22 protein-coding genes, 2 tRNA genes and 1 other RNA gene are annotated in these 21652 nt (G+C 37.9%); 12 read left to right on the top strand and 13 right to left on the bottom strand.

Annotated features, from left to right (window positions below; all coding sequences use genetic code 11):
* Position 1 precedes the first annotated feature (1 nt).
* From mraZ to zwf, 5 genes are all read right to left on the bottom strand, one after another.
* Positions 2-484: a division/cell wall cluster transcriptional repressor MraZ gene (gene mraZ, locus H3T44_RS03185; RefSeq protein WP_110438459.1), complete on the bottom strand. Its 483-nt coding sequence runs from the start codon at positions 482-484 to the stop codon at positions 2-4.
* Positions 485-711: 227 nt separating this feature from the next.
* An RNA gene (gene rnpB / locus H3T44_RS03180) (RNase P RNA component class A) lies at positions 712-1103 on the bottom strand.
* Positions 1104-1174: 71 nt separating this feature from the next.
* A complete protein-coding gene (gene petA, locus H3T44_RS03175) occupies positions 1175-1786 on the bottom strand; it encodes a ubiquinol-cytochrome c reductase iron-sulfur subunit (RefSeq protein WP_110438458.1) in 612 nt (203 codons plus the stop codon).
* Positions 1787-1810: 24 nt separating this feature from the next.
* Positions 1811-2248: a hypothetical protein gene (locus H3T44_RS03170; protein WP_198184525.1), complete on the bottom strand. Its 438-nt coding sequence runs from the start codon at positions 2246-2248 to the stop codon at positions 1811-1813.
* Positions 2249-2547: 299 nt separating this feature from the next.
* Positions 2548-4023 carry a glucose-6-phosphate dehydrogenase gene (gene zwf, locus H3T44_RS03165; RefSeq protein WP_198195965.1) on the bottom strand — a complete coding sequence of 492 codons (1476 nt, stop codon included), beginning with the start codon at positions 4021-4023 and terminating at the stop codon, positions 2548-2550.
* Between the two features lie 258 nt (positions 4024-4281).
* Here zwf and H3T44_RS03160 point away from each other — a divergent pair, with 258 nt between their 5' ends.
* Positions 4282-4542, top strand: coding sequence for a DUF2312 domain-containing protein (locus tag H3T44_RS03160; RefSeq protein WP_110438455.1), 261 nt, complete (start codon positions 4282-4284; stop codon positions 4540-4542).
* Between the two features lie 37 nt (positions 4543-4579).
* On the top strand, positions 4580-5170 hold the full coding sequence (locus H3T44_RS03155) for a hypothetical protein (protein ID WP_198184527.1): 591 nt from the start codon (positions 4580-4582) through the stop codon (positions 5168-5170).
* On the opposite strand, the gene proB is transcribed toward H3T44_RS03155, so the two are convergent.
* From proB to rplU, 4 genes are all read right to left on the bottom strand, one after another.
* Positions 5145-6293 carry a glutamate 5-kinase gene (gene proB, locus H3T44_RS03150; protein ID WP_122123944.1) on the bottom strand — a complete coding sequence of 383 codons (1149 nt, stop codon included), beginning with the start codon at positions 6291-6293 and terminating at the stop codon, positions 5145-5147. The genes H3T44_RS03155 and proB overlap by 26 nt on opposite strands.
* Positions 6293-7327 carry a GTPase ObgE gene (gene obgE, locus H3T44_RS03145; RefSeq protein ID WP_110438452.1) on the bottom strand — a complete coding sequence of 345 codons (1035 nt, stop codon included), beginning with the start codon at positions 7325-7327 and terminating at the stop codon, positions 6293-6295. The genes proB and obgE overlap by 1 nt, the downstream gene beginning before the upstream one ends.
* A 93-nt stretch (positions 7328-7420) precedes the next feature.
* Positions 7421-7690: a 50S ribosomal protein L27 gene (gene rpmA / locus H3T44_RS03140; protein WP_110438451.1), complete on the bottom strand. Its 270-nt coding sequence runs from the start codon at positions 7688-7690 to the stop codon at positions 7421-7423.
* Between the two features lie 48 nt (positions 7691-7738).
* Positions 7739-8053 (bottom strand): 50S ribosomal protein L21, encoded by a 315-nt coding sequence (gene rplU / locus H3T44_RS03135; protein ID WP_110438450.1) that lies wholly within the window; start codon positions 8051-8053, stop codon positions 7739-7741.
* A gap of 272 nt (positions 8054-8325) precedes the next feature.
* Between rplU and H3T44_RS03130 the strand changes: the two genes are divergently transcribed.
* From H3T44_RS03130 to H3T44_RS03110, 5 genes are all read left to right on the top strand, one after another.
* Positions 8326-8416: transfer RNA gene (locus H3T44_RS03130), tRNA-Ser, on the top strand.
* Positions 8417-8860: 444 nt separating this feature from the next.
* Complete coding sequence (locus tag H3T44_RS03125; protein ID WP_155565820.1) at positions 8861-9307, top strand: MucR family transcriptional regulator; 447 nt, start codon at positions 8861-8863, stop codon at positions 9305-9307.
* 121 nt (positions 9308-9428) lie between these two features.
* Positions 9429-10361 carry a signal peptide peptidase SppA gene (gene sppA, locus H3T44_RS03120; protein ID WP_370552718.1) on the top strand — a complete coding sequence of 311 codons (933 nt, stop codon included), beginning with the start codon at positions 9429-9431 and terminating at the stop codon, positions 10359-10361.
* Between the two features lie 39 nt (positions 10362-10400).
* A complete protein-coding gene (locus H3T44_RS03115) occupies positions 10401-10682 on the top strand; it encodes an integration host factor subunit beta (protein WP_198184529.1) in 282 nt (93 codons plus the stop codon).
* A gap of 31 nt (positions 10683-10713) precedes the next feature.
* Positions 10714-12150 (top strand): mannose-1-phosphate guanylyltransferase/mannose-6-phosphate isomerase, encoded by a 1437-nt coding sequence (locus tag H3T44_RS03110; protein WP_198195963.1) that lies wholly within the window; start codon positions 10714-10716, stop codon positions 12148-12150.
* Between the two features lie 53 nt (positions 12151-12203).
* Here the strand turns inward: H3T44_RS03110 and trxB are convergent, their stop codons facing one another.
* Positions 12204-13166 carry a thioredoxin-disulfide reductase gene (gene trxB, locus H3T44_RS03105; protein WP_198195961.1) on the bottom strand — a complete coding sequence of 321 codons (963 nt, stop codon included), beginning with the start codon at positions 13164-13166 and terminating at the stop codon, positions 12204-12206.
* Positions 13167-13292: 126 nt separating this feature from the next.
* Between trxB and H3T44_RS03100 the strand changes: the two genes are divergently transcribed.
* The 3 genes from H3T44_RS03100 to H3T44_RS03090 all read left to right on the top strand — a co-directional run bounded on the left by H3T44_RS03100 (position 13293) and on the right by H3T44_RS03090 (position 16229).
* Positions 13293-13787, top strand: coding sequence for an Lrp/AsnC family transcriptional regulator (locus H3T44_RS03100; RefSeq protein ID WP_110438445.1), 495 nt, complete (start codon positions 13293-13295; stop codon positions 13785-13787).
* Positions 13788-13822: 35 nt separating this feature from the next.
* Positions 13823-14566 carry a polyprenol monophosphomannose synthase gene (locus H3T44_RS03095; protein WP_110438444.1) on the top strand — a complete coding sequence of 248 codons (744 nt, stop codon included), beginning with the start codon at positions 13823-13825 and terminating at the stop codon, positions 14564-14566.
* Positions 14567-14738: 172 nt separating this feature from the next.
* Complete coding sequence (locus tag H3T44_RS03090) at positions 14739-16229, top strand: glycosyltransferase family 39 protein (RefSeq protein WP_198195959.1); 1491 nt, start codon at positions 14739-14741, stop codon at positions 16227-16229.
* A 12-nt stretch (positions 16230-16241) separates the two neighbouring features.
* Here H3T44_RS03090 and H3T44_RS03085 read toward each other — a convergent pair whose 3' ends face one another.
* The 3 genes from H3T44_RS03085 to H3T44_RS03075 all read right to left on the bottom strand — a co-directional run bounded on the left by H3T44_RS03085 (position 16242) and on the right by H3T44_RS03075 (position 17378).
* Positions 16242-16628: a response regulator gene (locus H3T44_RS03085; RefSeq protein ID WP_110438442.1), complete on the bottom strand. Its 387-nt coding sequence runs from the start codon at positions 16626-16628 to the stop codon at positions 16242-16244.
* A 169-nt stretch (positions 16629-16797) separates the two neighbouring features.
* A tRNA-Arg gene (locus H3T44_RS03080) sits at positions 16798-16874 on the bottom strand.
* A 66-nt stretch (positions 16875-16940) separates the two neighbouring features.
* The gene (locus tag H3T44_RS03075; RefSeq protein ID WP_198195957.1) at positions 16941-17378 is read right to left on the bottom strand and encodes a hypothetical protein; all 438 of its coding nucleotides are present in this window, start codon (positions 17376-17378) and stop codon (positions 16941-16943) included.
* A 152-nt stretch (positions 17379-17530) separates the two neighbouring features.
* On the opposite strand from H3T44_RS03075, the gene guaA reads away from it, so the two are divergent.
* Both guaA and H3T44_RS03065 read left to right on the top strand, forming a co-directional pair.
* Positions 17531-19108 (top strand): glutamine-hydrolyzing GMP synthase, encoded by a 1578-nt coding sequence (gene guaA / locus H3T44_RS03070; RefSeq protein ID WP_198195955.1) that lies wholly within the window; start codon positions 17531-17533, stop codon positions 19106-19108.
* Between the two features lie 483 nt (positions 19109-19591).
* Positions 19592-21511, top strand: coding sequence for a ribonucleoside-diphosphate reductase subunit alpha (locus H3T44_RS03065; protein ID WP_198195953.1), 1920 nt, complete (start codon positions 19592-19594; stop codon positions 21509-21511).
* Positions 21512-21652 lie beyond the last annotated feature (141 nt).

Here is a 21652-nt window from a genome sequence, read left to right as displayed (position 1 = left end):
ATTATTGGTTCGCTTGCTCAGTTTTAGCCTTGGCGGCGTGTGGCAGAATGACCATTTTTGTTCGTTTAAGCACGGATTCATAATGTTTTTGTGCGGCTACAGGTTCCCAAATTTGGAAAATTGTCCCAAGTCCCATAAAAGTGACCTTATTGGTCAGGTTGGCATGTTGTTTTAGAATGTCAGGAAGGATAATCCTTCCCTCACGGTCAACTTCAATAGGCCAGGCCTGGGCGTAAATAAGGGTTGCGAGGTCATTATGTTCCGTTGAAAGAATGTTGACATCATCCAATACGGCGGTCAGTTTGTTGAAAATGGCAAATGGCCATCCTTCGATACAGGGTAAAGTATGAGAGGGGCGAAGAATAAAGGAAAGTTCTTCCTTGGTGGTTTTTTCTTTGCGTAAATTTAAGCGGAAATTTGCTGGAATAGATACTCTTCCTTTGGCATCCAGTCGATTTTGATGTGATCCAAGGAACAAATTCATTACAGGCTATCCCAGATATAATTTGAATTGATATTGATCTTTGCTTTTGTTTTACATTATAGCCTTTGGGATATCATGGGTAAATATGGGAGGTCAAATAATTACGTTGGAAATCACTTTTATTTCATAAAATTTCATGAAATCATGATTGAGATGTATATGAAGTATCGTTAAAATGCCGTAAAAATTATAGTTTTGCATCTTGATGGAAATTTATGGATAAAATTAAAATCAGATAGCGTGTAAGCCGGGTTCTGTTTTTATGAAACATAAATGACGATCATTCATCTTGAATACGATTCGCACCGTATTTCATGCAACCAACCCAGGTAACAGGGCGGAAAAACCCTGATTTAACTGTAAATCTGTTACCTCTATTAGGTTTTGCTCCCGGTGGGGTTTACCATGCCATTCCTGTTGCCAGTCATGCGGTGTGCTTTTACCACGCCTTTTCACCCTTACTTGCATTTATAAAAAATTGGCAAGCGGTTTGTTTTCTGCGGCACTTTCCCTAAGGTCGCCCTCGCCAGTCGTTAACTGGCACCGTTTTTCCGTGGAGCCCGGACTTTCCTCTATTTACGATGCAGATCATGTAAATAGCGATCATCTGGCTATCTGATGGTGTTAAGATGTCGCTATTTCGTGCAAAAAGCAAGATGATTTTATAAAATATCCAACAGGTGAATGATTTTAAAGCTGCATTATGGATGTGAAACTAAAATTTTCCCCTTCAGGGTTTTCACCAATACGAAGAATTCCGGGTTTTAAAATTTTGTATGGGGGAACGGGAAGGTTATAAGGTGCTGGCACATTGTTATATACTCTTCCCGCCAAATCAAATTTAGATCCATGACACGCACAATTGTAATATCCGCCAAGTGAATTTCCCAAATTAAGGCTCGGAATACATCCGAGATGCGTGCATACACCAATCAAAACCGCAATTTCTGGCTGAATTGATCGGTGCCAGTTTCTTGTATAGGGAGGTTGTTGCAACTCTTTACTGCTTGGATCACGTAAACGGATCAAAAGTTCTTTGTCTTGTAAAAGTGCAAGTGTTTTGGCTGGACGATGAAGAATAAATACAGCATGTCCCTGCCACATAACGGTAATTTGCTGACCCTCTTTAAGCGAGGAAATATCAACATCCGTGTAATTATGAGTGATGGTGGTATTTTGAGTGTTTAAACTGTTTATAAAAGGCCATGTGCAAACCACACCTCCTACCGTTACTGAACTTGCGGTAAGCAGGGTTAGGAAACTACGACGTGGTACAGTAGGGGGAGAGGAAGATTGATTCATTATGAAAGTTGATATAATGATTATTTAATGAAGCGGATAAAAATGATTGGGTGTATTTTTATCAATTTGTATATTACCATTTCGCCTATTAACACGAAAGGTAAAAATTGTCGGAAAATTCTTTCTTGTATTCAGACATTCCTGATTGTGTTTTTCATGAATTTCAACATTTAAAATTGTTGATCCATCATCATTGTTGATCACGGGAATTAAGCATCTAAGAGGGATTTCTGTTAGATTTTTATCTGTGATGGTCTGTTTTAGATATTTTATTACAGATTGATTATTAGACCAGTCGATTTTCTGTCTTACAAACTGATCGGTCAATTGATCCAACCAACCCATTTCTTGGCAAAAAATAATACCGCCAGATAAGAGTAGCGCAACAATCACGCGTTGTATTATCCTTTTTTTTAAAGAGTTTCTTGATGGAGGAAATGCAGGTCTATCGGATTTTGTCATCAGTTTTTCAGATTGATTAAATAATGGGATTATATAATTAAGTTAAAAAATGAAACTGGATAATCAATATTGAGACTTTAATTTAATTCAAAATGAAGTCGTTGCAAAGATCATCAAAATAGAATGGAAAAGATAAAAACAAAAACCATGAATTCATTCTATAAATAATTTTTAGGTAGTTATTAATAAGTAAAAATTCATTAACATCTATCCATCTTATGGATTAAGTTTTTTATCTTTAAATGCAGTTTTTTAACCACCATGACTTGAATTGATAAAATCATGGTGATCAACAATCACTATTCTGTCATATTTTCGTGCCAAATATGATTTGCCCGATCTAATAGGTCAAGAGCTTCTTGTGGTCCCCAGCTACCAGCCTTATAATATGTCAATGGGGTTAGATTTTTTGCCCAACCATCAAGAATGGGTTCTATCCAGCGCCATGAAGCTTCGACTTCATCACGACGGATGAAAAGAATGGGATCCCCTTTGACGACATCCATCAAAAGCCCTTCATAGGAATCGGGGTAGCGGATATGAAAGGCTGTAGGAAATTCGATATTGATTGAGGTGCTGCGTAAATTCGTATAGGTTTTTTGTGGATCCTTGATTTGCAGGGATAATGAAACACCCTCGTCTGGTTGAATACGAATCACAAGGCGGTTCGCTTTTGGTGGCGTGGCAAAAAGATTCCAGGCAGAGGGTTTGAACTGAATAATGATTTCACTGACCTTTTTTGCAAGCCTCTTTCCTGTTCTCAGGTAAAATGGTACACCTCCCCAACGGGCTGTATTGATTTCGGCTTTTAAAGTAATGAAAGTTTCTGTATTGCTTTGATCCTTACCAAGATCCTCAAGATATCCGGGTATTTTTTCATTTTTGTAAATGCATGATGTATATTGGCCGCGAACAGTATTATTCTTGATATCCTGTTCCGTCATGGGTTTTAAAGAACGAAGGACTTTTAACTTTTCATTTCTCAGGTCATCGGCATTTAATGAAATGGGAGGATCCATGGCCACCATACATAAAACCTGTAAAAGATGGTTCTGAACCATATCCCTTAATGCGCCAGCTCCATCATAATATCCACCCCGTTTACCCACCCCTACGGTTTCAGCAGCGGTGATCTGGACGTAGTCAATGGCATCCGAATTCCAAAGCCGTTCAAAAACTGGATTGGCGAAACGAAGGGCAATAACATTCTGAACAGTTTCCTTGCCAAGATAATGATCAATACGGTAGATATTATTTTCAGGGAAATGCTTGCCAACACGCTGGTTGATCTCTTCGGCAGTTTTTAACGAGGTTCCAATGGGTTTTTCAAGGATTATACGGGTTGTCGGAGTGATCAGTTTTTTCAATGCAAGATTGTCACAAATATCACCATACAATCTTGGTGCAGTCGCGAAATAAAAAATGCGAATATCATTAGCCTTGTTATGTTCGAATTTCGCTTGCAGTTCTGGCCAGTTGCTATCAGCTTCTGCACCATTTAAGCTGACGTAGGAAATAAGATTTAAAAAATTTCTAATATTTTCTGGGTCTTGATAGGATTCTTGAACAAATTCAACCAATCCGTCACGAATGCGTTTTTTAAAATCATCGTCTGTCAAAGGTGATCTTGCTGTACCGATAATACGAGTTTGGGGTGGAATTTGTTTGTCCAGATAACGATAATACAATGCGGGTAATAATTTCCTTGCAGTTAGGTCGCCTGTTGCCCCAAAAATGATAATATCAAAAGGCGCATAGGCTTGTGTCTGTTCCATAAATTTGGTCTCTCTACATTCTATAAAGTTTAATTTTTGAATATTATTTTGAATCGTATATATTTTGTAAATCTACTCTGTAATATTTTTTTTGATAGTAACATGGTTTTCAAAACAGGAAAAAATATTCTTTAAATTTTCAAAGGATTAAAATTTTCATATTCTGAGGCTATTGGCGATTGACCTGGCATGCAGGGTTACGTAATGAATAGAAACAGCTTTAAATATATTTTAAAAAAATCAAAATAGGAAAAGTGGATGAATGAATTTGATAATAAACCCGAAGTCGGAGGGATCGCCGTTGATCGTCTTCGGACAATTGTTGAACGTATCGAGCGTTTGGAAGAGGAGCGAAAAGGGTTGGCAAATGATATCAAAGATATTTATGCTGAGGCAAAATCGGCGGGATTTGACGTTCCTGTAATCAGAAGGATAATTCGGGCACGTAAACAGGAGCCTGCTGAAGTGGAAGAACAGGAAACCCTTTTTGATGTTTATCGTCGTGCATTGGGTATGTAGTAGAATATAGATTTAATAAAATTGTTGAAATAATATCATGAATTTAACTTTTCCAGAGTGGATCCCTTCTTGGGCGCAGTTTGTTATCTTAATATTGACTGTTACTTTTGGAATTTGTTTTTTGTTTATGCCTTTTGCTGTTTTTGGGCTAAAAGGACGTTTAAATTATTTAAGTCAACAAATGGAGGATATTCAGGCCCAATTACGTATCTTGTTAAAGCGCACGGCTGATTTGCGGCCTCGTTCGGAAACTAAAATACAAGTGGTTGCCAATCATCGAGATGATACAGAAAAAGCAGGTAAAATAGAAAATTCAGAAAAAAAATTGTATGAGCCTGAAAATTATGTTTATCCCTTACCTGCCTTGAAAAAGCGTTTTGCAGCTTCTGATATTTCAAATCAGAATTCATGTGATGTATCGCGGTCATCCCTGAATAAATCCGGTGAGAATGTTGGTAAGGTAGAGGTTAAGAAACCGGAAAATAACTTTGATAAGCAGGCTCAGAAAATTTATGTAGAAAATGGGGAGGGGGAATTATATGACCCTCCCTCTTCTCATGATGAAAAAAAGGAGATTATTAATTTAAAAAAACGTAAAGAACCTATTTTACGCTGGCCGCCGCTGTAAGTGGGGGAATAATCACCATATCATCATGATGGATAACCTCATTGGGGCCGTCCCATCCCAGTTGGGAATTAATTTTATCAGTTTGAAGACCTATAATTTGAGTGATTTCTGAAGAATCATAAGCAGAAATACCATTTCCGACAATTTTTCCATTCTTGTTGGCAATTTTAATGATATCTCCCCGTTGGAAATGGCCTTCAACTTTGATAATACCGGCAGGCAATAAAGATTTTCCGTTTTTCAATGCTTTTTCCGCGCCATTATCAATAAAAATAGTGCCTTTGGTCGAGATGCTTCCAGCAATCCAGCGTTTACGGGCAGGATAGGGTTTGCGATTGGGAAGAAACCATGAACATCTTGCTCCTTCTTGAAGAGCCTTGAGAGGATGAAGCAGTTTTCCATAAGCGATTGCCATGGCACATCCTGCAGTTGTGGCTATTTTTGCGGCTGCCAGTTTTGTTGCCATGCCACCTGATGAATATCCAGTTGGCGCCTTGCCTCCCATGGCGTAAATTTGTGGAGTAAGTTCAGGAATTGAGGCAAGATGTTTGGCTGATGGATTGGTTTTGGGATCTGCGGTATATAACCCGTCAATATCCGAGAAAAGGATAAGCCGATCAGCTTTGACCATTTCTGCAACTCTTGCTGCCAACCGGTCATTATCTCCAAAACGAATTTCGGAAGTGGCAACGGTATCATTTTCGTTAATGATGGGAATGCAGTTTAATTTCAAAAGTGTTTCAATGGCTGAACGGGCATTGCTATATTGTAACCGCGTTTCCGTATCATCCAGAGTCAATAAAATTTGTGCAGTTGTGATTTTATGGGCAGCGAAAGCCTCATGCCAGGTCTGAGCCAGTTTGATTTGACCTATTGCGGCGGCAGCCTGTTTTTCATCGAGGCGAAGCTTATATCGATTTAATTTTAACTTGTAACGTGCCAAAGCGATCGCACCTGAAGATACAATTAAAATCTGGCAATTTTGCTGACGTAAATGGATTATATCTTCTATCAGGCTTTCTAGCCATGATTGACGAACGCAAGCATTTTTCCCGTCAATTAATAAGGCGCTGCCAATTTTTATAACAATTCTGCGGGCTTGGTTAAGATGTAGATTTTTCATTATATAGGACTGAAATGTTTTGATTTTAAAATTATATCCTGTTTATATTTTGTTATGTAGTTCTGTAAATAAAATAAAATTTCTTTCACCCCATTATGAGTAGCCCCTGAAAGAAGGAAAACCTTATGTCCACTTGCTTGTTCCAGTTCTTTTTGTTTTTGCAGAATTTCTTCAGGGGTAAGCAGATCAGTTTTATTAAGTCCAATCACTTCCCGTTTATTGGCAAGTTCCGTTTGATAGGATTCCAATTCATTGCGAATAATTTTCCAGTTGTTGACAACATCATCAGCTGTTGCATCGATAAGGTGCAATAGCATACTGCATCGTTCAACATGTCCTAGGAAACGATCACCTAATCCATTGCCTTCATGGGCCCCCTCAATGAGACCGGGTATATCTGTTAGGACAAATTCCTCAGTTGGTGACAATCTTACCATTCCCAGTTGTGGATGTAGGGTTGTAAACGGATAATCGGCAATTTTTGGCCGGGCAGCAGATGCAACAGAAAGAAAGGTTGATTTTCCTGCGTTGGGTAAGCCGACTAATCCTACATCGGCAATAAGCTTTAATCGCAACCAGACCCAACGTTCTTCTCCAGGCCAACCTTTATCAGCATGACGGGGTGCCCGGTTTGTGCTGGATTTAAAACGTGTATTGCCAAATCCTCCATCTCCCCCCCGACAAAGAACTATCTTTTTCCCTTTTTGATTTAGGTCTGCAAGCAAGGTTTCCTTATCTTCGGCAAATATTTGTGTGCCTATGGGAACTTTAATACAGATATTTTCTGCATTTGCACCAGTTTTATTGGCTCCGGATCCATTTTGACCTTTTTTGGCACGGAAATGTTGAGTATAGCGAAAATCTATCAAAGTATTTAAATTGTCAACTGCCTCAAAAATGATATCACCACCACGTCCGCCATCGCCTCCGTCCGGACCACCAAATTCAATATATTTCTCTCTTCTAAAGGCGACCGCACCATCGCCTCCATTTCCTGATTTAACATAGATCTTAGCTTGATCCAGAAATTTCATGTTCTAAAACCTTTAAAATAAAAGGGCCGATTCTTATTGAATCGACCCTTCGTATAATAGTCAATACTTAAAATTGTTTAAGTATATTTTGATCTATTCTGCAGCGTTGCTGATTGCATCCACAGAAACATGTACATTACCTTTTGAACGGCTTTCAAATCGTACATTTCCATCAATAAGGGCAAAAATGGTATGATCACGACCTAAACCGACATTTTGACCTGGTTTGATTTTTGTACCGCGTTGTCTAACGATAATGTTTCCAGCAACAACATGCTGTCCACCAAATTTCTTAACGCCAAGACGACGTCCAATGGTATCGCGTCCGTTTCTGGATGAACCTCCGGCTTTTTTATGGGCCATTTTTTTCTCCTATTCTAAAAATATCAATATGGTCTGTTTAGGCTAGAACTAAGCAGCGTTGATTTCAGTGATTCGTAAAACTGTTACAGGTTGACGGTGTCCGTTTTTACGACGGCTGTTTTGACGGCGACGTTTTTTGAAAATAATGACTTTTTTAAGACGATCTTGCGCAACAACTGTTGCCTTAACGCTGGCACCTTCAACAACAGGTGTTCCGATTGTGCAGTTTCCTTCATTACCGACACTTAAAACTTCGGTGAATGTGACTGTATTACCTGCCTCGGTATCCAGTTTTTCAACTTTTAGAACCATATTAGGTGTAACGCGATATTGTTTTCCACCTGTGCGGATGATTGCGAACATAATAAACCCTTTAATTTTTCAAACTCTTGTTAGAAAATCTAACTTAGTTTCTTTTTATCAATATCCCATAAAACAGGAATATATTTATTGTGAAGTCTTGTTTATATTGATTTTTAAAGTAAAAAGTCAATAAGCTATTTAAATAAATACAAATTGTTTAATAAATTTCTTTTCATAATTCCGTTAAGTTTGAATATTTTATCTGGTTTTCTTTGAAGGAATAGATTATATATTCGTTGGTTTTATAAAAAATCATGGTTGTTTCTGTTTGTGGAGAGATGCCAGAGCGGTCGAATGGGGCGGTCTCGAAAACCGTTGTGCAATTCTATTGTACCGTGGGTTCGAATCCCACTTTCTCCGCCATGTTTGAATAAATAAATGAATATCAAAAATGATATTTTCCTGCTATCGTGGTTAAATATTTATAATTCGTAATATTATAGATTTTATTATTATGGTTGAACCCCATTATTGATTCCTATATAGGGACCAGTAGAATTATGAGGTGTATTATTTTTACAATTTGTTGTGCATAACAATATTGTTATCAAAGATAAAATTAAAATTCTTTTAATTCCAAAGTTACTCATTGTTTTTGCAAATAGTGTTATTCAATATATTGTACAGCAATATCATAATTATTGATCATAAGTAAGTTACTATTAACATTTATACATTATTTTATTAATTATCTTCTTTAATTTTCAAAAAATAATGCTAAGTATTATTCGACATTAAATTATTTTAACATGAAGTATTTGATATACTTTATTTATTTTAGAATTTAAAAAATTATTGGTGAATAAAATGGAATTAGAAGACAAGAAAATATCATTATTACAATTGACATCCAAGATTGTGTCATCACACATATCCAATAATTCAGTGGAGGCCGAACAATTGCCTGAACTTATTCGTCAGGTATATCAAACGCTTTCCTCAATTGAAAAAAATGGTCATGAGGCAGAAAAATTACAGCCTGTTGTTCCTGTAAAACGGTCTGTATTTCCGGATTACATCATTTGTCTCGAAGATGGTAAAAAATTGAAAATGTTGAAACGGCATATTCAGAGTGCCTATGGTTTAACTCCTGAACAATACCGTGAACGTTGGAATTTGCCTCCTGATTATCCAATGGTTGCCCCCAACTATGCTGAACGTCGTTCCAGTCTGGCTCGAGAAATCGGTCTTGGTCGTAAAAATACCATCAGTGATATTCGCAGTGTAAGGAGAGGGAGAAGAGAGGCCTCTTAAGACAAAATAGAACCCTATTAAGTAATTTTTATATAATGTTTTGACTGTTTGCTTTGTGATCGTTATAAATTTTAGATTGATAGATTTGATGCTTTTATTAAAAAGTGGAGAATGAATTTACGTGGATAATGATTTATTAATGGAACGGCAAAAGATGAAACGCAAATTGGTTTTATGGCGTTTATTTGCTGTCTGTCTGTTTGTTTTATCGATAATGGCAGGTTCTGCCAAATTAATAACGAAGAGGCTTGGTAATCATGACGCGCATTTGGTGAAATTGAAAATTGAGGGTGTTATTGGAAATGATGTTTCCAAACAGGTAACCCTGATCAATACTGCTTTAAAGGATAAATCTGTTAAGGGAATGATCCTTTATGTAAACAGTCCTGGTGGGGCGGTTACCGGCGGGGAACAGTTACATGATGCGCTGGTAAAATTCTCAAAAACCAAACCTGTTGTTGTTTCAATGGGAGGTGTGGCAGCTTCAGCAGGCTATATGATTTCAGTACCTGCAAAACGTATTTTTGCATTTAATTCTACTTTAACCGGATCAATTGGCGTCATTATGGAATCTCCTGATTTTTCTGGGCTGTTAGAGAAGGTCGGTATTTCATTTGATCAGCTTGTTTCAGGTCCTTTAAAGGGTCAGCCGTCAATGGTCAAACCCTTGTCTCCAGCCGGTCAAAAAATGCTGCAGGGATTGATTGGCAATTTTTATGATCAGTTTACGAATATGGTTGCTGAAGGGCGACATATGGATATTGCCCGTGTCAAGGAATTGGGGGATGGGCGACCTTATAGTGGTCAGCAAGCCGTTAGACTGGGACTGGTCGATCAGATTGGTAATGAAGAGGATGCGAAACAATGGATGATCAAAACATATCATCTTCCAACAGACATTGAAGTTGTTACATTAAAAAAAGATAAAAGTAAAAACTGGTTTGGGCTTGACGGCAAATCAATCATGAATTTTTCGTTAAAAACAATTGCCAATCAAATTTTTTATAAGAAAAATGAAAATTTTGGTGGTATTTTAGCGATTTGGCACCCATAAAAGAATCATTATAAGCTATAATAACATTTGAGTGAGTTAATGACTAAATCTGAACTAATATTAGAAATTGCATCTGAACATCCTAATTTAATGTTGAAATATATTGAGGAAATTGTTTCAATAGTTTTTGATGAAATAGAGACAACGCTGGCGAGGGGTGATCGGGTTGAGCTTCGTGGTTTTGGTGCCTTTTTTGTAAAAAATCGTAAAGCCCGTACGGGAAGAAATCCTCGGACAGGGGAAACTGTAACTGTGGAGGAAAAATATGTTCCCTTTTTTAAAACGGGGAAGGAATTAAGGGAAAGGATAAATCGGCAATAAAATTTTAAAACATTATAATAAGGAAACAGCAATGCAGGATACATCCATAATGAAAATTGTTCCTGTTATTTTGTCAGGTGGCACAGGTAGTCGGTTATGGCCCCTGTCTCGTGCCAGTTTCCCTAAACAGTTATGGCCCCTTATTACTGAAAAATCCATGTTTCAAGACACGGTTTTACGCGGTAAAGGGGATATTTTTTTAGAGCCAATCGTTATTTGCAATCAGGATCATCGTTTCTTGATTGCAGAGCAATTGAGAGAAATTGGCGTTGAAAATGCCCGTATTGTTTTGGAACCAGTTGGACGAAATTCAGCACCAGCCATAGCAACTGCAAGTTTATTGGCGAATGAACTGGATGCTCAGACAATTTTATGGGTAATGGCGGCAGACGCATATATTCAAGATGTTCCAAAACTGGTGAAATTGGTAGAAGAGGCAGCCGCTTTTGCACAAAACGGGAAAATTGTAACTTTCGGCATTCAACCTACACGTTTAGAAACAGGATATGGATATATTGAGAAAGGTTCAGTTATTGATAAGATCAAGAATATTTATGCCGTAAAGGATTTTACTGAAAAACCTGATATTCGACAGGCTCAGCTAATGGTTGAGTCGGGAGGATATTTGTGGAATTCGGGCATGTTCATGTTTTCTGCACAAACGATGTTGCAGGAAATGAAACATTATACCCCAACATTATTATCCTTGGTTAAAAAGGCTGTTGACAATAGACAGTCAGATTTATATTTCGAGCGTATATTATATGATGATTTCATAAAGGTCCCTGATCTTTCAATTGATTATGCCATTGCCGAAAAAACAAAAGCCATGGTCGTAGTGTCTGCCGATCTTGTCTGGTCAGACATCGGAAGCTGGAATGGATTATGGAATGTAAGCCAGAAGGATCGGTCAGGGAATGTGGTTATAGGAAATGTATTCTTAGAAAACACGCATAATAGCTATATTCGTTCTGAAGAAATGGTAGCGGCTGTTAATGATATAGATAATGTTGTTGTGATTGTGACAAAAGATGCCGTTTTGATTTCTGATCGAAACAAATCGCAAAATGTTAAGAAAATTGTTCAAAAATTGAATGCTGTAAAACAACAGGAGGCTGTTCGGCATAACCAATGTTATCGACCCTGGGGGCATTATGAAACGTTGGCACATGGAGAACGGTTTCTTGTCAAACAGCTTATTGTAAAAACTGGAGCGCAGCTTTCTCTGCAAAAACATCATCATCGTTCAGAACATTGGGTTATTGTTTCCGGTATTGCTGAGGTAACCCGTGGAGATGAAGTTATATTTCTGCATGAAAACGAAAGTGTTTACATTCCTCTGGGAATGGTGCACCGATTGAAAAATGCGGGTGACATACCTCTAATTGTCATTGAAGTACAATCTGGTTCTTATCTTGATGAAAGTGATATTGTAAGACTGGATGATCAGTATCATCGTATTGTATGAATACGATACGACTATTCAGAAAATCCAGATATTTGACCTTTATTTTTCTATATTTATCCTTCTGAGGCGGAAAGGAAACGTTCAGCTTCAAGTGCAGCCATGCACCCTGAACCCGCTGCGGTGATCGCTTGACGGTAGATTTTGTCTTGAACATCTCCAGCGGCAAATATGCCAGGAACAGATGTTTTTGTCGTTCCCGGTGTTGTTTGTATATAGCCTTCCTCATCAAGATCAATTTGATTTTTGAAAAGTTCTGTATTTGGTGTGTGGCCAATTGCTATAAAAACACCATCAACAGGCAATTGGCTTATTTCTTTTGTAAGTGTATTTTTTAATGTAAGTCCTGTAACAGAAGGAGGATTACTTTCCGCCAAAATATCCTCTACAACGCTATTCCAGATAATCGTAACTTTTGGATTTTTCATGAGGCGTGTTTGTTGGATTTTTTCCGCCCGTAAACTGTTGCGACGATGAATGAGGAAAACATGAGCTGCATGATGGGTTAAATAAAGAGCTTCTTCAACAGCGGTATTTCCTCCACCAATTACCGCAACCTGTTTACCACGATAAAAAAATCCATCACAGGTTGCACAGGCGGAAACACCAAATCCCTGTAGTTTTTCTTCAGCCTCAAGACCTAGCCAACGGGCTTGGGCACCTGTAGCAATGATGACGGTTTTTGCTTTGTAGGTATTTCCCATATCGGTTTGCAATATGAAATAATTATCTTCTTTTTGTTTCTGTTGAAGGGAGCACCTTGTTACGCTGTCATTGATAATCTTGGCGCCAACATTTATGGCTTGTTGAGCCATCTGTTCCATCAACCAGGGGCCTTGTATGGGATCAGCAAAACCAGGGAAATTCTCGATTTCATTGGTAATGGTCAACTGACCACCGGGCTGTAATCCAGTTAGGAGAGTTGGGCTTAGATTTGCTCTGGCTCCATAGATTGCCGCTGTGTATCCCGCTGGGCCTGCCCCAATAATTAATAAATCCGTAAGAAATGTCTCACCCATATTATTCGTCCTATTATTACAAAGATTTTTTATATATAAGTCATCTATAGTATAATAAGAAACTATTGTTTAAAGAATAAATTGTTAAATTATACAAAGTGAAAGTTTTGGTAGGATAATCGATTTATGAATCAGGCAGCGGATCTTGATAAAATTGACTGGCTCATTTTAGATGAGCTTCAAAAAGATGGGCGAATAACAAATATTGAATTGGCACAAAGAGTTGGTATTTCTGCTCCCCCTTGCTTAAGGCGGGTAAGACGTCTGGAAACGATGGGGGTTATTCAAAGTTATCATGCGGATATCGATATGAAATCTGTAGGATGGTGCCTATCAGTATTTGTGCTGGTTGGTCTTGATAGCCAGAAAGAGGCAATATTAAAAGAATTTGAAAAGGAAATGGCGGATATTCCCGAGGTAAGGGAATGTCATATGGTGCGTGGTGGCGTTGATTTCTTAATTCGTTTTATTGCGCGAAATACTGAAGATGAAAATAGAATAACGCATGAATTGATAACGCATCCTCACATTGCCAGGGTTCAGACATTACAAGTTATTCATACCAGCTTTAATCGACATGGCGTTCCATTGGAATACGATCATCCAGATATATCTAAATAAATGCTTGATGATCAAATGTAAACTTTTATTGAAAAATGAAATATTTATCCGCTTCAGAAAAAGCGATAGGCGCGGAAGTTAGTATTATTGTTCCGTGTTATAATGAAAAAAATAATGTCCTTCCTCTTTTTAGAGCTTTAGAAACGGCTTTGGTAGGGTGGCGATGGGAGGCTATTTATGTCGATGATAATTCTCCGGATGGTACAATTGAAGAGATTAGAAAACTTGCCAGACAAGATATAAGGGCACGTGGAATACTTAGAGTTAACAAAAGAGGCTTGTCGTCTGCAGTGATTGATGGTGTCTTATCCTCTTCTGCTGATTATATAGCGGTAATTGATGGAGATATGCAGCATGATGAGACACGATTGCCAGATATGCTTGAGGCTGTAATTCATAGAAATTTTGATTTTGCAGTTGGCAGCCGTCATGTATCGGGTGGCAGTAATCAGGGATTGGCAAATTACTGGAGGAGATTTTTATCGGATCGTGGCATTGCATTATCACAAAAAATTTTACCTGTTCCATTAAAGGATCCAATGAGCGGTTTTTTTGTATTGAAAAGAAAGCTGTTTTTAAATCTTATGCCGACATTAACAGGAACCGGTTTTAAAATATTACTTGATTTGATATTATCCTGTCCTTCTACAATACGTGTTATCGAAATTCCCTTTCAGTTTCGAAAACGTTTTTCAGGACAAAGTAAACTTGGTTTAAAAATAATGATGCAATTTATTGTAATGCTGCTTCAAAAAAAATTAAAAAGATATCCTAGATAATTCAAATTTAACGATGACAATCTGATAAATCCATTTTGCTGCTTTGAGGAATTTATCAAAAAAACTGACGAAAATTAAAATATTTATATACTGTGTCATCCAATCATTCTTGATAACGAATTATAATTTAAAATATGTAAAACAGATGATCTTATGAATTTTGGTTATTGGTATGTTTTCTGTAAAAGCTGATTTTGAATGGGTAAAAAAGTTAACGGTAAAACCTTGTTTATTATGGTTTTGGTTTGGTTTATCTATCGTGACACTCATTCGTTTATGGGTTGCTGCCGCCAGCCCGCTTTCGCCAGATGAGGCATATTATTGGTTATGGTCAAATCATTTAGATTACAGTTTTTATGATCATCCACCAATGGTGGCGTTGTGGATAAAATTGGGATGCTGGATCGGTAATAAAACCGCTCTGGGTGTCCGTTTTCTTGCCCCTTTTGCCGGTTTGATAGGAAGTGTTTTTATATATTTTAGTGTTTTGGATTTTTGTCATACCAGTCATGATAAAGAAAAAAATGCGATTACTGCGGTTGTGATATTAAATACAACCCTCGCTATTAGCGTCGGTAGTGTAACAATAACCCCCGATACTCCATTACTTTTTTTTATTTGTATTTTTATATGGGGATGTGGACGTTTAATTGCCACTCAAAAATTGGGATGGTGGCTGGTTATTGGTATAGCTGCAGGATGTGCATTGCTCAGCAAGTATACTGCGTTGTTAATGATTGCGGGATTAGGAGTTTGGTGCATTCTGACAGTTTTGGGTCGATTTTCTTTAAAATCCTGGAAATTATGGGGAGGGCTGTTTTTAACGATACTTATTTTCTTACCCGTGATTATTTGGAATTCAAGACATCAATGGATCAGTTTTTTAAAACAGGGTGGAAGAACAGCGGATTGGCATCCCAGTCGTGCGGTTCAGTTTTTGTCTGAATTAATGATCGGCCAGATCGGATTGGCCACACCCATCCTTTTTATTTGTTTTTGTTGGGCCATGATTAAACTGACAAAAATTGTTTGGCAGAATAAAGCGGAGAATGATTTTTTATTGTGGTTATGGGTTATTATTCCAGTTTGTGTATTTGTTCAGCATGCCTTTGGGGATCGTGTACAGGCCAACTGGATGGGAATATTATATCCGGTCCTGTCTGTCATAACGGCAATTTATTTTCATCGTTTTATCAAGTCAGCCTGTATCCTCGGGAATATAATGGTTGGTTTGATTTACATTCAATCGGTTTTTGCATATTTTCCAATTCCGGCAAAATATGATCTCATGTTAAAACGATTGGGGGGGTGGGCTGAATTAGCTAAAGTGGTTTCATGTCAAATTCCTGATTCAGTTCCAATAATTGTCGATGAATATGGCATAGCTGCAGAATTGGCATTTTATGAGGTGCATCATCCAATTATTCTGGTTGATAGACGCTGGAAATATTTTGCTTTAGCTGATTACCATGGGAAAAATGGCTATTTAATTCGTACACAGCGTCGCAAAGATATGCCACCTTCAGTTTATTTTTTAAATTCAGAAAAACAGGGAATTGTCGTAAGAAAAATCAAACAGAGAATTGCGGAAACCTATAATATCTATAAAGTAGAGTTAAATTATTCAAATGCTAACGAGCATGAAATCGTTTATCTGCCCTAATGAAAATTTCAATTAGGAAGCGAGTTCTATCAATTCATCTGATAAAGGGTTGGAAACGGTTTCTTCCACTTTTTTAATTAAATTCTTTATCCTGAATGGTTTTTCAATACGTGGAAATGGTAAATCATTAATACGCTGGTTGATTTGAAAATTTCCACTCATCAAAAGTACCCTGCATTTTTTTTGCAACATTTTAAGAATCAGCGGATATGGATCTCCGTCAGGTAAATAAACATCGACAATCATGAGGGTAAATGAAGTTTCTTTGATTAGTTCAGCAGCTTCAGCGAGAGAATGTGCCAGTTGAATTGTTGGAATTCGATTGGCAAAGCTTAACTTAATAAGATCGCATATCTCAGGCTGATCTTCTATAATAAGAAGAGACGTATTAGAAAGCATTTAGAAATCTATCAAAAAAATTACTTTTTTATCTTTATACCAAAAAAAAACGTATAAATAAAGTATAATTTAATATGTATAAAGGAGTAGTTAAATAATATTAATAAAGCTTATTTTAACTTTTTAATCAGGTTTTCAATCTAGGTATGAAATTGACCTCTAATTTAAGTGGCGCACCCGACAGGAATCGAACCCATAACCCCCAGATTCGTAGTCTGGTGCTCTATCCAGTTGAGCTACGGGTGCGTCTTGCCCTAGGCTTTTAACCGATCTTTTTCCCCTCTGCAAGTGTTTTTTTAACTTTTTGTGATTTTAATGCGCAATAGCGTTTGATAATCCGTAATGATGTGGACGATAAAAGGTAATTGTCGCCCGGCAGTCAGGAGTTCCATAGGTTCCAATTATATTTTTATCCTTGGCTTTCCCTTCAAAAATGAGATCGTAGGGTTTATGATCCATATCCGTACGGTGGAGGATAGCGACAAGATGCCTTGGATGTTCCTTTTTGTGATAGATACCTGTCAAGACCAATGCTCCATTATCAGGTGAAAACAATATTTTCTTTTTATCGATTCTCAGGGCGGCCATACGATCATGTGGACAAATTCCCTGTTGTGTTTCCATTTTGCCTAACCATATTCCTGTGGGGTGGTCTTCGGCTAAATGACTGCAGGCAGAAGTCAACACTAATATAAAAATAGGGATAATCCGTATTTTGTGATGGACTAATTTCAGGCGATACTTGTTCACGGAATGCTCCAGAGTGAAAAAATATGAAAAGGAATTTATTTCTATATAAAGGAGAAATAGTTTTTTTTCAGATAAATTGTTTAATTTACATTTTTTTTATCTATTTGTGATATGAAAACGTATTTTACTGAAAGAGGAAGTGATTGATAAAAATGACTCAGGTAAGCGAATTGGAACAATCTTTACATCAAGAAAAGATTCTTATTCTTGATTTTGGCAGTCAGGTAACCCAGTTGATTGCACGCAGAATAAGAGAAAGTGGCGTTTATTGCGAAATATGGCCTTATACGAGTGATGATGAAAAGATTCGTTCATTCGCACCAAAAGGGATTATTTTATCTGGCGGCCCTTCCAGTGTCACTCAAATGGATGCACCAAGGATTCCGAATGAAGTTTTTACATTGAAGGTTCCTGTATTGGGAATTTGTTATGGTGAACAGGCAATGTGTCATCAATTGGGTGGACAGGTGGAATCTGGTGACCACCGTGAATTTGGCCGTGCGTATGTTAAAATTCTTGAGGATAGTGCCTTATGTCAGGGTGTATGGTCAAAGGGGAACCGTGAACAAGTATGGATGAGTCATGGTGATCGAGTTACAAAAATCCCACCCGGATTCAAGGTGGTAGGGGTTAGTGAGGGTGCACCCTATGCCATGATTGCTGATGAGGATCGTCACTATTATGGTGTTCAGTTTCATCCTGAAGTTGTTCATACACCTCACGGTGCCGCATTATTAAAGAATTTCACGCATACTATTGCCGGGTGTCAGGGTAATTGGACCATGGCCGGTTTTCGTAATTTGGAAATTGAACGTATTCGTCAAAAGGTTGGTGACAAAAAAGTCATCTGCGGTTTATCAGGTGGGGTTGATTCCGCAGTGGCAGCTGTATTGATTCATGAAGCTATTGGAGATCAGCTAACCTGTATTTTTGTCGATCACGGCATGCTGCGTCAAAATGAAGCGGATGAGGTTGTTAAAACATTCAAAGAGAAATTTAATATTCATTTGATTGCTAAAGATGCGTCTGACTTGTTTCTGAAAGAATTGGTTGGAGTAACCGATCCAGAGGTTAAACGTAAAACCATTGGCCGTTTGTTTATCGAGATATTTGAACAGGAAGCGCAAAAACTGGGTGGGGCTGATTTTCTGGCTCAGGGTACCCTTTATCCGGATGTTATTGAAAGCGTCAGTGTCACGGGAAAATCAGTAACTATTAAGTCTCATCATAATGTGGGCGGATTGCCTGAACGGATGAATATGAAGCTTGTCGAACCTTTACGTGAACTTTTCAAGGATGAAGTCAGGGATTTGGGTCGGGAATTGGGTATTCCAGAAAATATTGTTGGTCGTCATCCATTTCCAGGACCAGGTCTTGCCATACGAATTTTAGGGGACATAACGCGTGAACGGCTTGATTTGTTGCGTCGTGTTGATGCCGTGTATTTGGATGAAATTCGCAAGGCTGGGTTATATGACAAAATTTGGCAAGCGTTTGCTGTTTTGTTGCCTATTCGTACGGTTGGCGTTATGGGGGATGGCCGAACATATGATCAGGCTTGTGCATTGCGGGCTGTTACAAGTGTGGATGGTATGACTGCCGATGTTTATTCTTTTGATATGGAATTCCTTACCAGAGTGGCGGGGCGGATTGTTAATGAAGTCAAAGGCATTAATCGTGTAACTTATGATATTACATCAAAACCACCCGGAACAATTGAATGGGAATAAGATTGCAAGATAATCAATATCTTGAGAAAGTGTCACCTCAATTATTTCATAGGTTTGATTGGGGTGCTATCTATTGTTTAGGTTACGCATTGACAAGTTACAGACTTGTTTTTTTATATAAGGAATTTGTGACAATATAATTGTATAGCCATTCTATTTTTTAAACTCGATAAATATACAGAGGTATCTGGCTAATATATTTAAAAAAAATTTTAAAATTAAATATATTGTTAAACCAATAAAGTCTGACCTATATTATACCATATTGTTATCATTTCTGATCTTTTTCGATTGTAAAATTAAAGTTTTTGTTTTTATCAAAATCTTGCATGTCAAGCTTAATGTTATGTTGATTTTATATCATCATATAGGTATGTATGTTTTTTTAATATACTATATATAGAAATTTATCATTACATTTAAAATTTTATAATGGTATAGTAAGGATGTAAAATCCTTAAAGGTTTGTTGTTTTGCGAGGATATGGTTGTGACCCCAGTTGATCTGCTTGAAAAAAAGCCTGTTGCCAATGCTGGAAAAGGTAAAACAGATAATGCTTCTCTTTTTACAGATGCCTTGGCAGGAAAAATACAGTTGTATGGGCGTTATCAGGTTAAATTAGATCATTCTCGTGATGCTTTATTGACAGATTTTGGTAAAGCGACGCTTGATGACCGTTATCTTATTGAGGGTGAAAGCTACCAGGAGCTGTTTGCAAGGGTGGCTTCCTATTACGGGGATGATGCGGAACATGCCCAGCGTTTATATGACTATATGTCTCAGCATTGGTTTATGCCGGCCACTCCAGTACTGTCAAATGGTGGGACGGCCAGAGGGTTGCCTATTTCCTGTTTTTTGAATGAAGCGGAAGACAGCCTGAAGGGAATTGTTGAACTGTGGAATGAAAATGTTTGGCTTGCCTCTCGTGGCGGGGGAATTGGATCCTATTGGGGAAATTTGCGTTCTATTGGTGAAAATGTTAGTCGGAATGGCAAAACTTCAGGTGTCATTCCATTCATAAGGGTGATGGACAGCCTGACCCTGGCAATTAGTCAGGGATCTTTGAGACGGGGTTCAGCAGCTGTTTATTTGCCTATCTGGCATCCTGAAATTGAGGAATTTATTGAATTACGCAGACCAACGGGTGGAGATCCCAATCGTAAAGCCTTGAATCTACATCATGGTGTTCTAATTTCTGACGCTTTTATGCGTGCAGTTGAAAATAATGAGGAATGGGCGCTTGTCTCCCCAAAAGATCAGTCAGTCATTAGGAAAATTTCTGCCCGTTCTTTGTGGATCAGGCTGCTGACGACACGAATTGAACAGGGTGAGCCTTATATTGTCTTTTCCGATACGGTGAATAATGCCCGTCCTGAACATCATAAACTGGCTGGACTGGAAGTAAAAACCTCTAATCTTTGTGCTGAAATTACGTTACCTACAGGAATAGATCATAAAGGAAAGGAACGGACGGCTGTTTGTTGCCTTTCCTCTTTAAATCTTGAATATTGGGATCAATGGTCAAGAAACCCACAATTTATCCAGGATGTCATGTTGTTTCTTGATAATGTTTTGCAGGATTTCATTGATCATGCTCCTGACGAAATGGAACGTGCAAGATATGCTGCTGCACGTGAACGTTCCGTTGGTATGGGTGTAATGGGTTTTCATTCTTTTCTTCAAGCTCATAAAATTCCGTTTGAAAGCGTTATGGCAAAAGTATGGAACAAGAAAATGTTTCAGCATATACGTCAGGAAGCGGACAAGGCATCCGTTACCCTGGCGAATTTGCGTGGACCTTGTCCGGATGCCGCCGATTATGGCATTAATGAGCGCTTTTCAAACAAGATTGCGATTGCGCCAACGGCTTCCATTTCGATTATTGCGGGAAATGCAAGTCCCGGTATTGAACCAATTACGGCCAATGTATTTTTGCAGAAAACCTTATCAGGCTCCTTTACCGTAAGAAATAGGCATTTACGTAAGGTATTGCAGGAAAAAGGCCAGGATACTGATGCGGTCTGGTCTTCTATCACTTTAAACAAAGGGAGTGTTCAACATCTTGATTTTCTGACTCAGGATGAAAAGGATATTTACAAAACAGCATTTGAATTGGATCAACGTTGGATCATTGAACATGCTGCTGACCGTTCACCTTTTATCTGTCAGTCTCAATCAGTTAATTTATTTGTTCCAGCCAATGTTCACAAGCGTGATTTACATATGATGCATTATCAGGCATGGAAAAAAGGAATGAAATCTCTGTATTATTGCCGTTCTCTTTCTATCCAGCGTGCAGATACTGTTAGTAATTTGGCAGTTAAAGAGGATATTTTAAATAGAGGTGATCAGATACAGGCTGATACCTCGACAAGTTATGAAGAATGTCTATCTTGTCAATAATATTGGTTTGAAGGCCTTTTTAGAAGAAAAGGTCTTTTTTGTTAACTGGGCAAACAAAAGTCTGATCTAAACGGATTTTATTCTTTCTATATCCTTAATATTTTAAGATTTAGGAAGATTTTTGGCCGATATAGGTGATAT

The sequence above is a fragment of the Commensalibacter sp. M0355 genome (assembly GCF_016101365.1).
Classification (GTDB): domain Bacteria; phylum Pseudomonadota; class Alphaproteobacteria; order Acetobacterales; family Acetobacteraceae; genus Commensalibacter; species Commensalibacter melissae.
The sequence above is the reverse complement of the archived record's forward strand: the minus strand, read 5'-3'. Positions and strand labels throughout refer to the sequence as shown.

What these genes read in the sequence shown, in the direction of transcription:
- mraZ (WP_110438459.1), bottom strand. Translation starts at nt 484, where the DNA reads ATGAATTTGTTCCTTGGATCACATCAAAATCGACTGGATGCCAAAGGA.
- petA (WP_110438458.1), bottom strand. Translation starts at nt 1,786, where the DNA reads ATGAATCAATCTTCCTCTCCCCCTACTGTACCACGTCGTAGTTTCCTA.
- H3T44_RS03170 (WP_198184525.1), bottom strand. Translation starts at nt 2,248, where the DNA reads ATGACAAAATCCGATAGACCTGCATTTCCTCCATCAAGAAACTCTTTA.
- zwf (WP_198195965.1), bottom strand. Translation starts at nt 4,023, where the DNA reads ATGGAACAGACACAAGCCTATGCGCCTTTTGATATTATCATTTTTGGG.
- H3T44_RS03160 (WP_110438455.1), top strand. Translation starts at nt 4,282, where the DNA reads ATGAATGAATTTGATAATAAACCCGAAGTCGGAGGGATCGCCGTTGAT.
- H3T44_RS03155 (WP_198184527.1), top strand. Translation starts at nt 4,580, where the DNA reads ATGAATTTAACTTTTCCAGAGTGGATCCCTTCTTGGGCGCAGTTTGTT.
- proB (WP_122123944.1), bottom strand. Translation starts at nt 6,293, where the DNA reads ATGAAAAATCTACATCTTAACCAAGCCCGCAGAATTGTTATAAAAATT.
- obgE (WP_110438452.1), bottom strand. Translation starts at nt 7,327, where the DNA reads ATGAAATTTCTGGATCAAGCTAAGATCTATGTTAAATCAGGAAATGGA.
- rpmA (WP_110438451.1), bottom strand. Translation starts at nt 7,690, where the DNA reads ATGGCCCATAAAAAAGCCGGAGGTTCATCCAGAAACGGACGCGATACC.
- rplU (WP_110438450.1), bottom strand. Translation starts at nt 8,053, where the DNA reads ATGTTCGCAATCATCCGCACAGGTGGAAAACAATATCGCGTTACACCT.
- H3T44_RS03125 (WP_155565820.1), top strand. Translation starts at nt 8,861, where the DNA reads ATGGAATTAGAAGACAAGAAAATATCATTATTACAATTGACATCCAAG.
- H3T44_RS03115 (WP_198184529.1), top strand. Translation starts at nt 10,401, where the DNA reads ATGACTAAATCTGAACTAATATTAGAAATTGCATCTGAACATCCTAAT.
- H3T44_RS03110 (WP_198195963.1), top strand. Translation starts at nt 10,714, where the DNA reads ATGCAGGATACATCCATAATGAAAATTGTTCCTGTTATTTTGTCAGGT.
- trxB (WP_198195961.1), bottom strand. Translation starts at nt 13,166, where the DNA reads ATGGGTGAGACATTTCTTACGGATTTATTAATTATTGGGGCAGGCCCA.
- H3T44_RS03100 (WP_110438445.1), top strand. Translation starts at nt 13,293, where the DNA reads ATGAATCAGGCAGCGGATCTTGATAAAATTGACTGGCTCATTTTAGAT.
- H3T44_RS03095 (WP_110438444.1), top strand. Translation starts at nt 13,823, where the DNA reads ATGAAATATTTATCCGCTTCAGAAAAAGCGATAGGCGCGGAAGTTAGT.
- H3T44_RS03090 (WP_198195959.1), top strand. Translation starts at nt 14,739, where the DNA reads ATGTTTTCTGTAAAAGCTGATTTTGAATGGGTAAAAAAGTTAACGGTA.
- H3T44_RS03085 (WP_110438442.1), bottom strand. Translation starts at nt 16,628, where the DNA reads ATGCTTTCTAATACGTCTCTTCTTATTATAGAAGATCAGCCTGAGATA.
- guaA (WP_198195955.1), top strand. Translation starts at nt 17,531, where the DNA reads ATGACTCAGGTAAGCGAATTGGAACAATCTTTACATCAAGAAAAGATT.
- H3T44_RS03065 (WP_198195953.1), top strand. Translation starts at nt 19,592, where the DNA reads ATGGTTGTGACCCCAGTTGATCTGCTTGAAAAAAAGCCTGTTGCCAAT.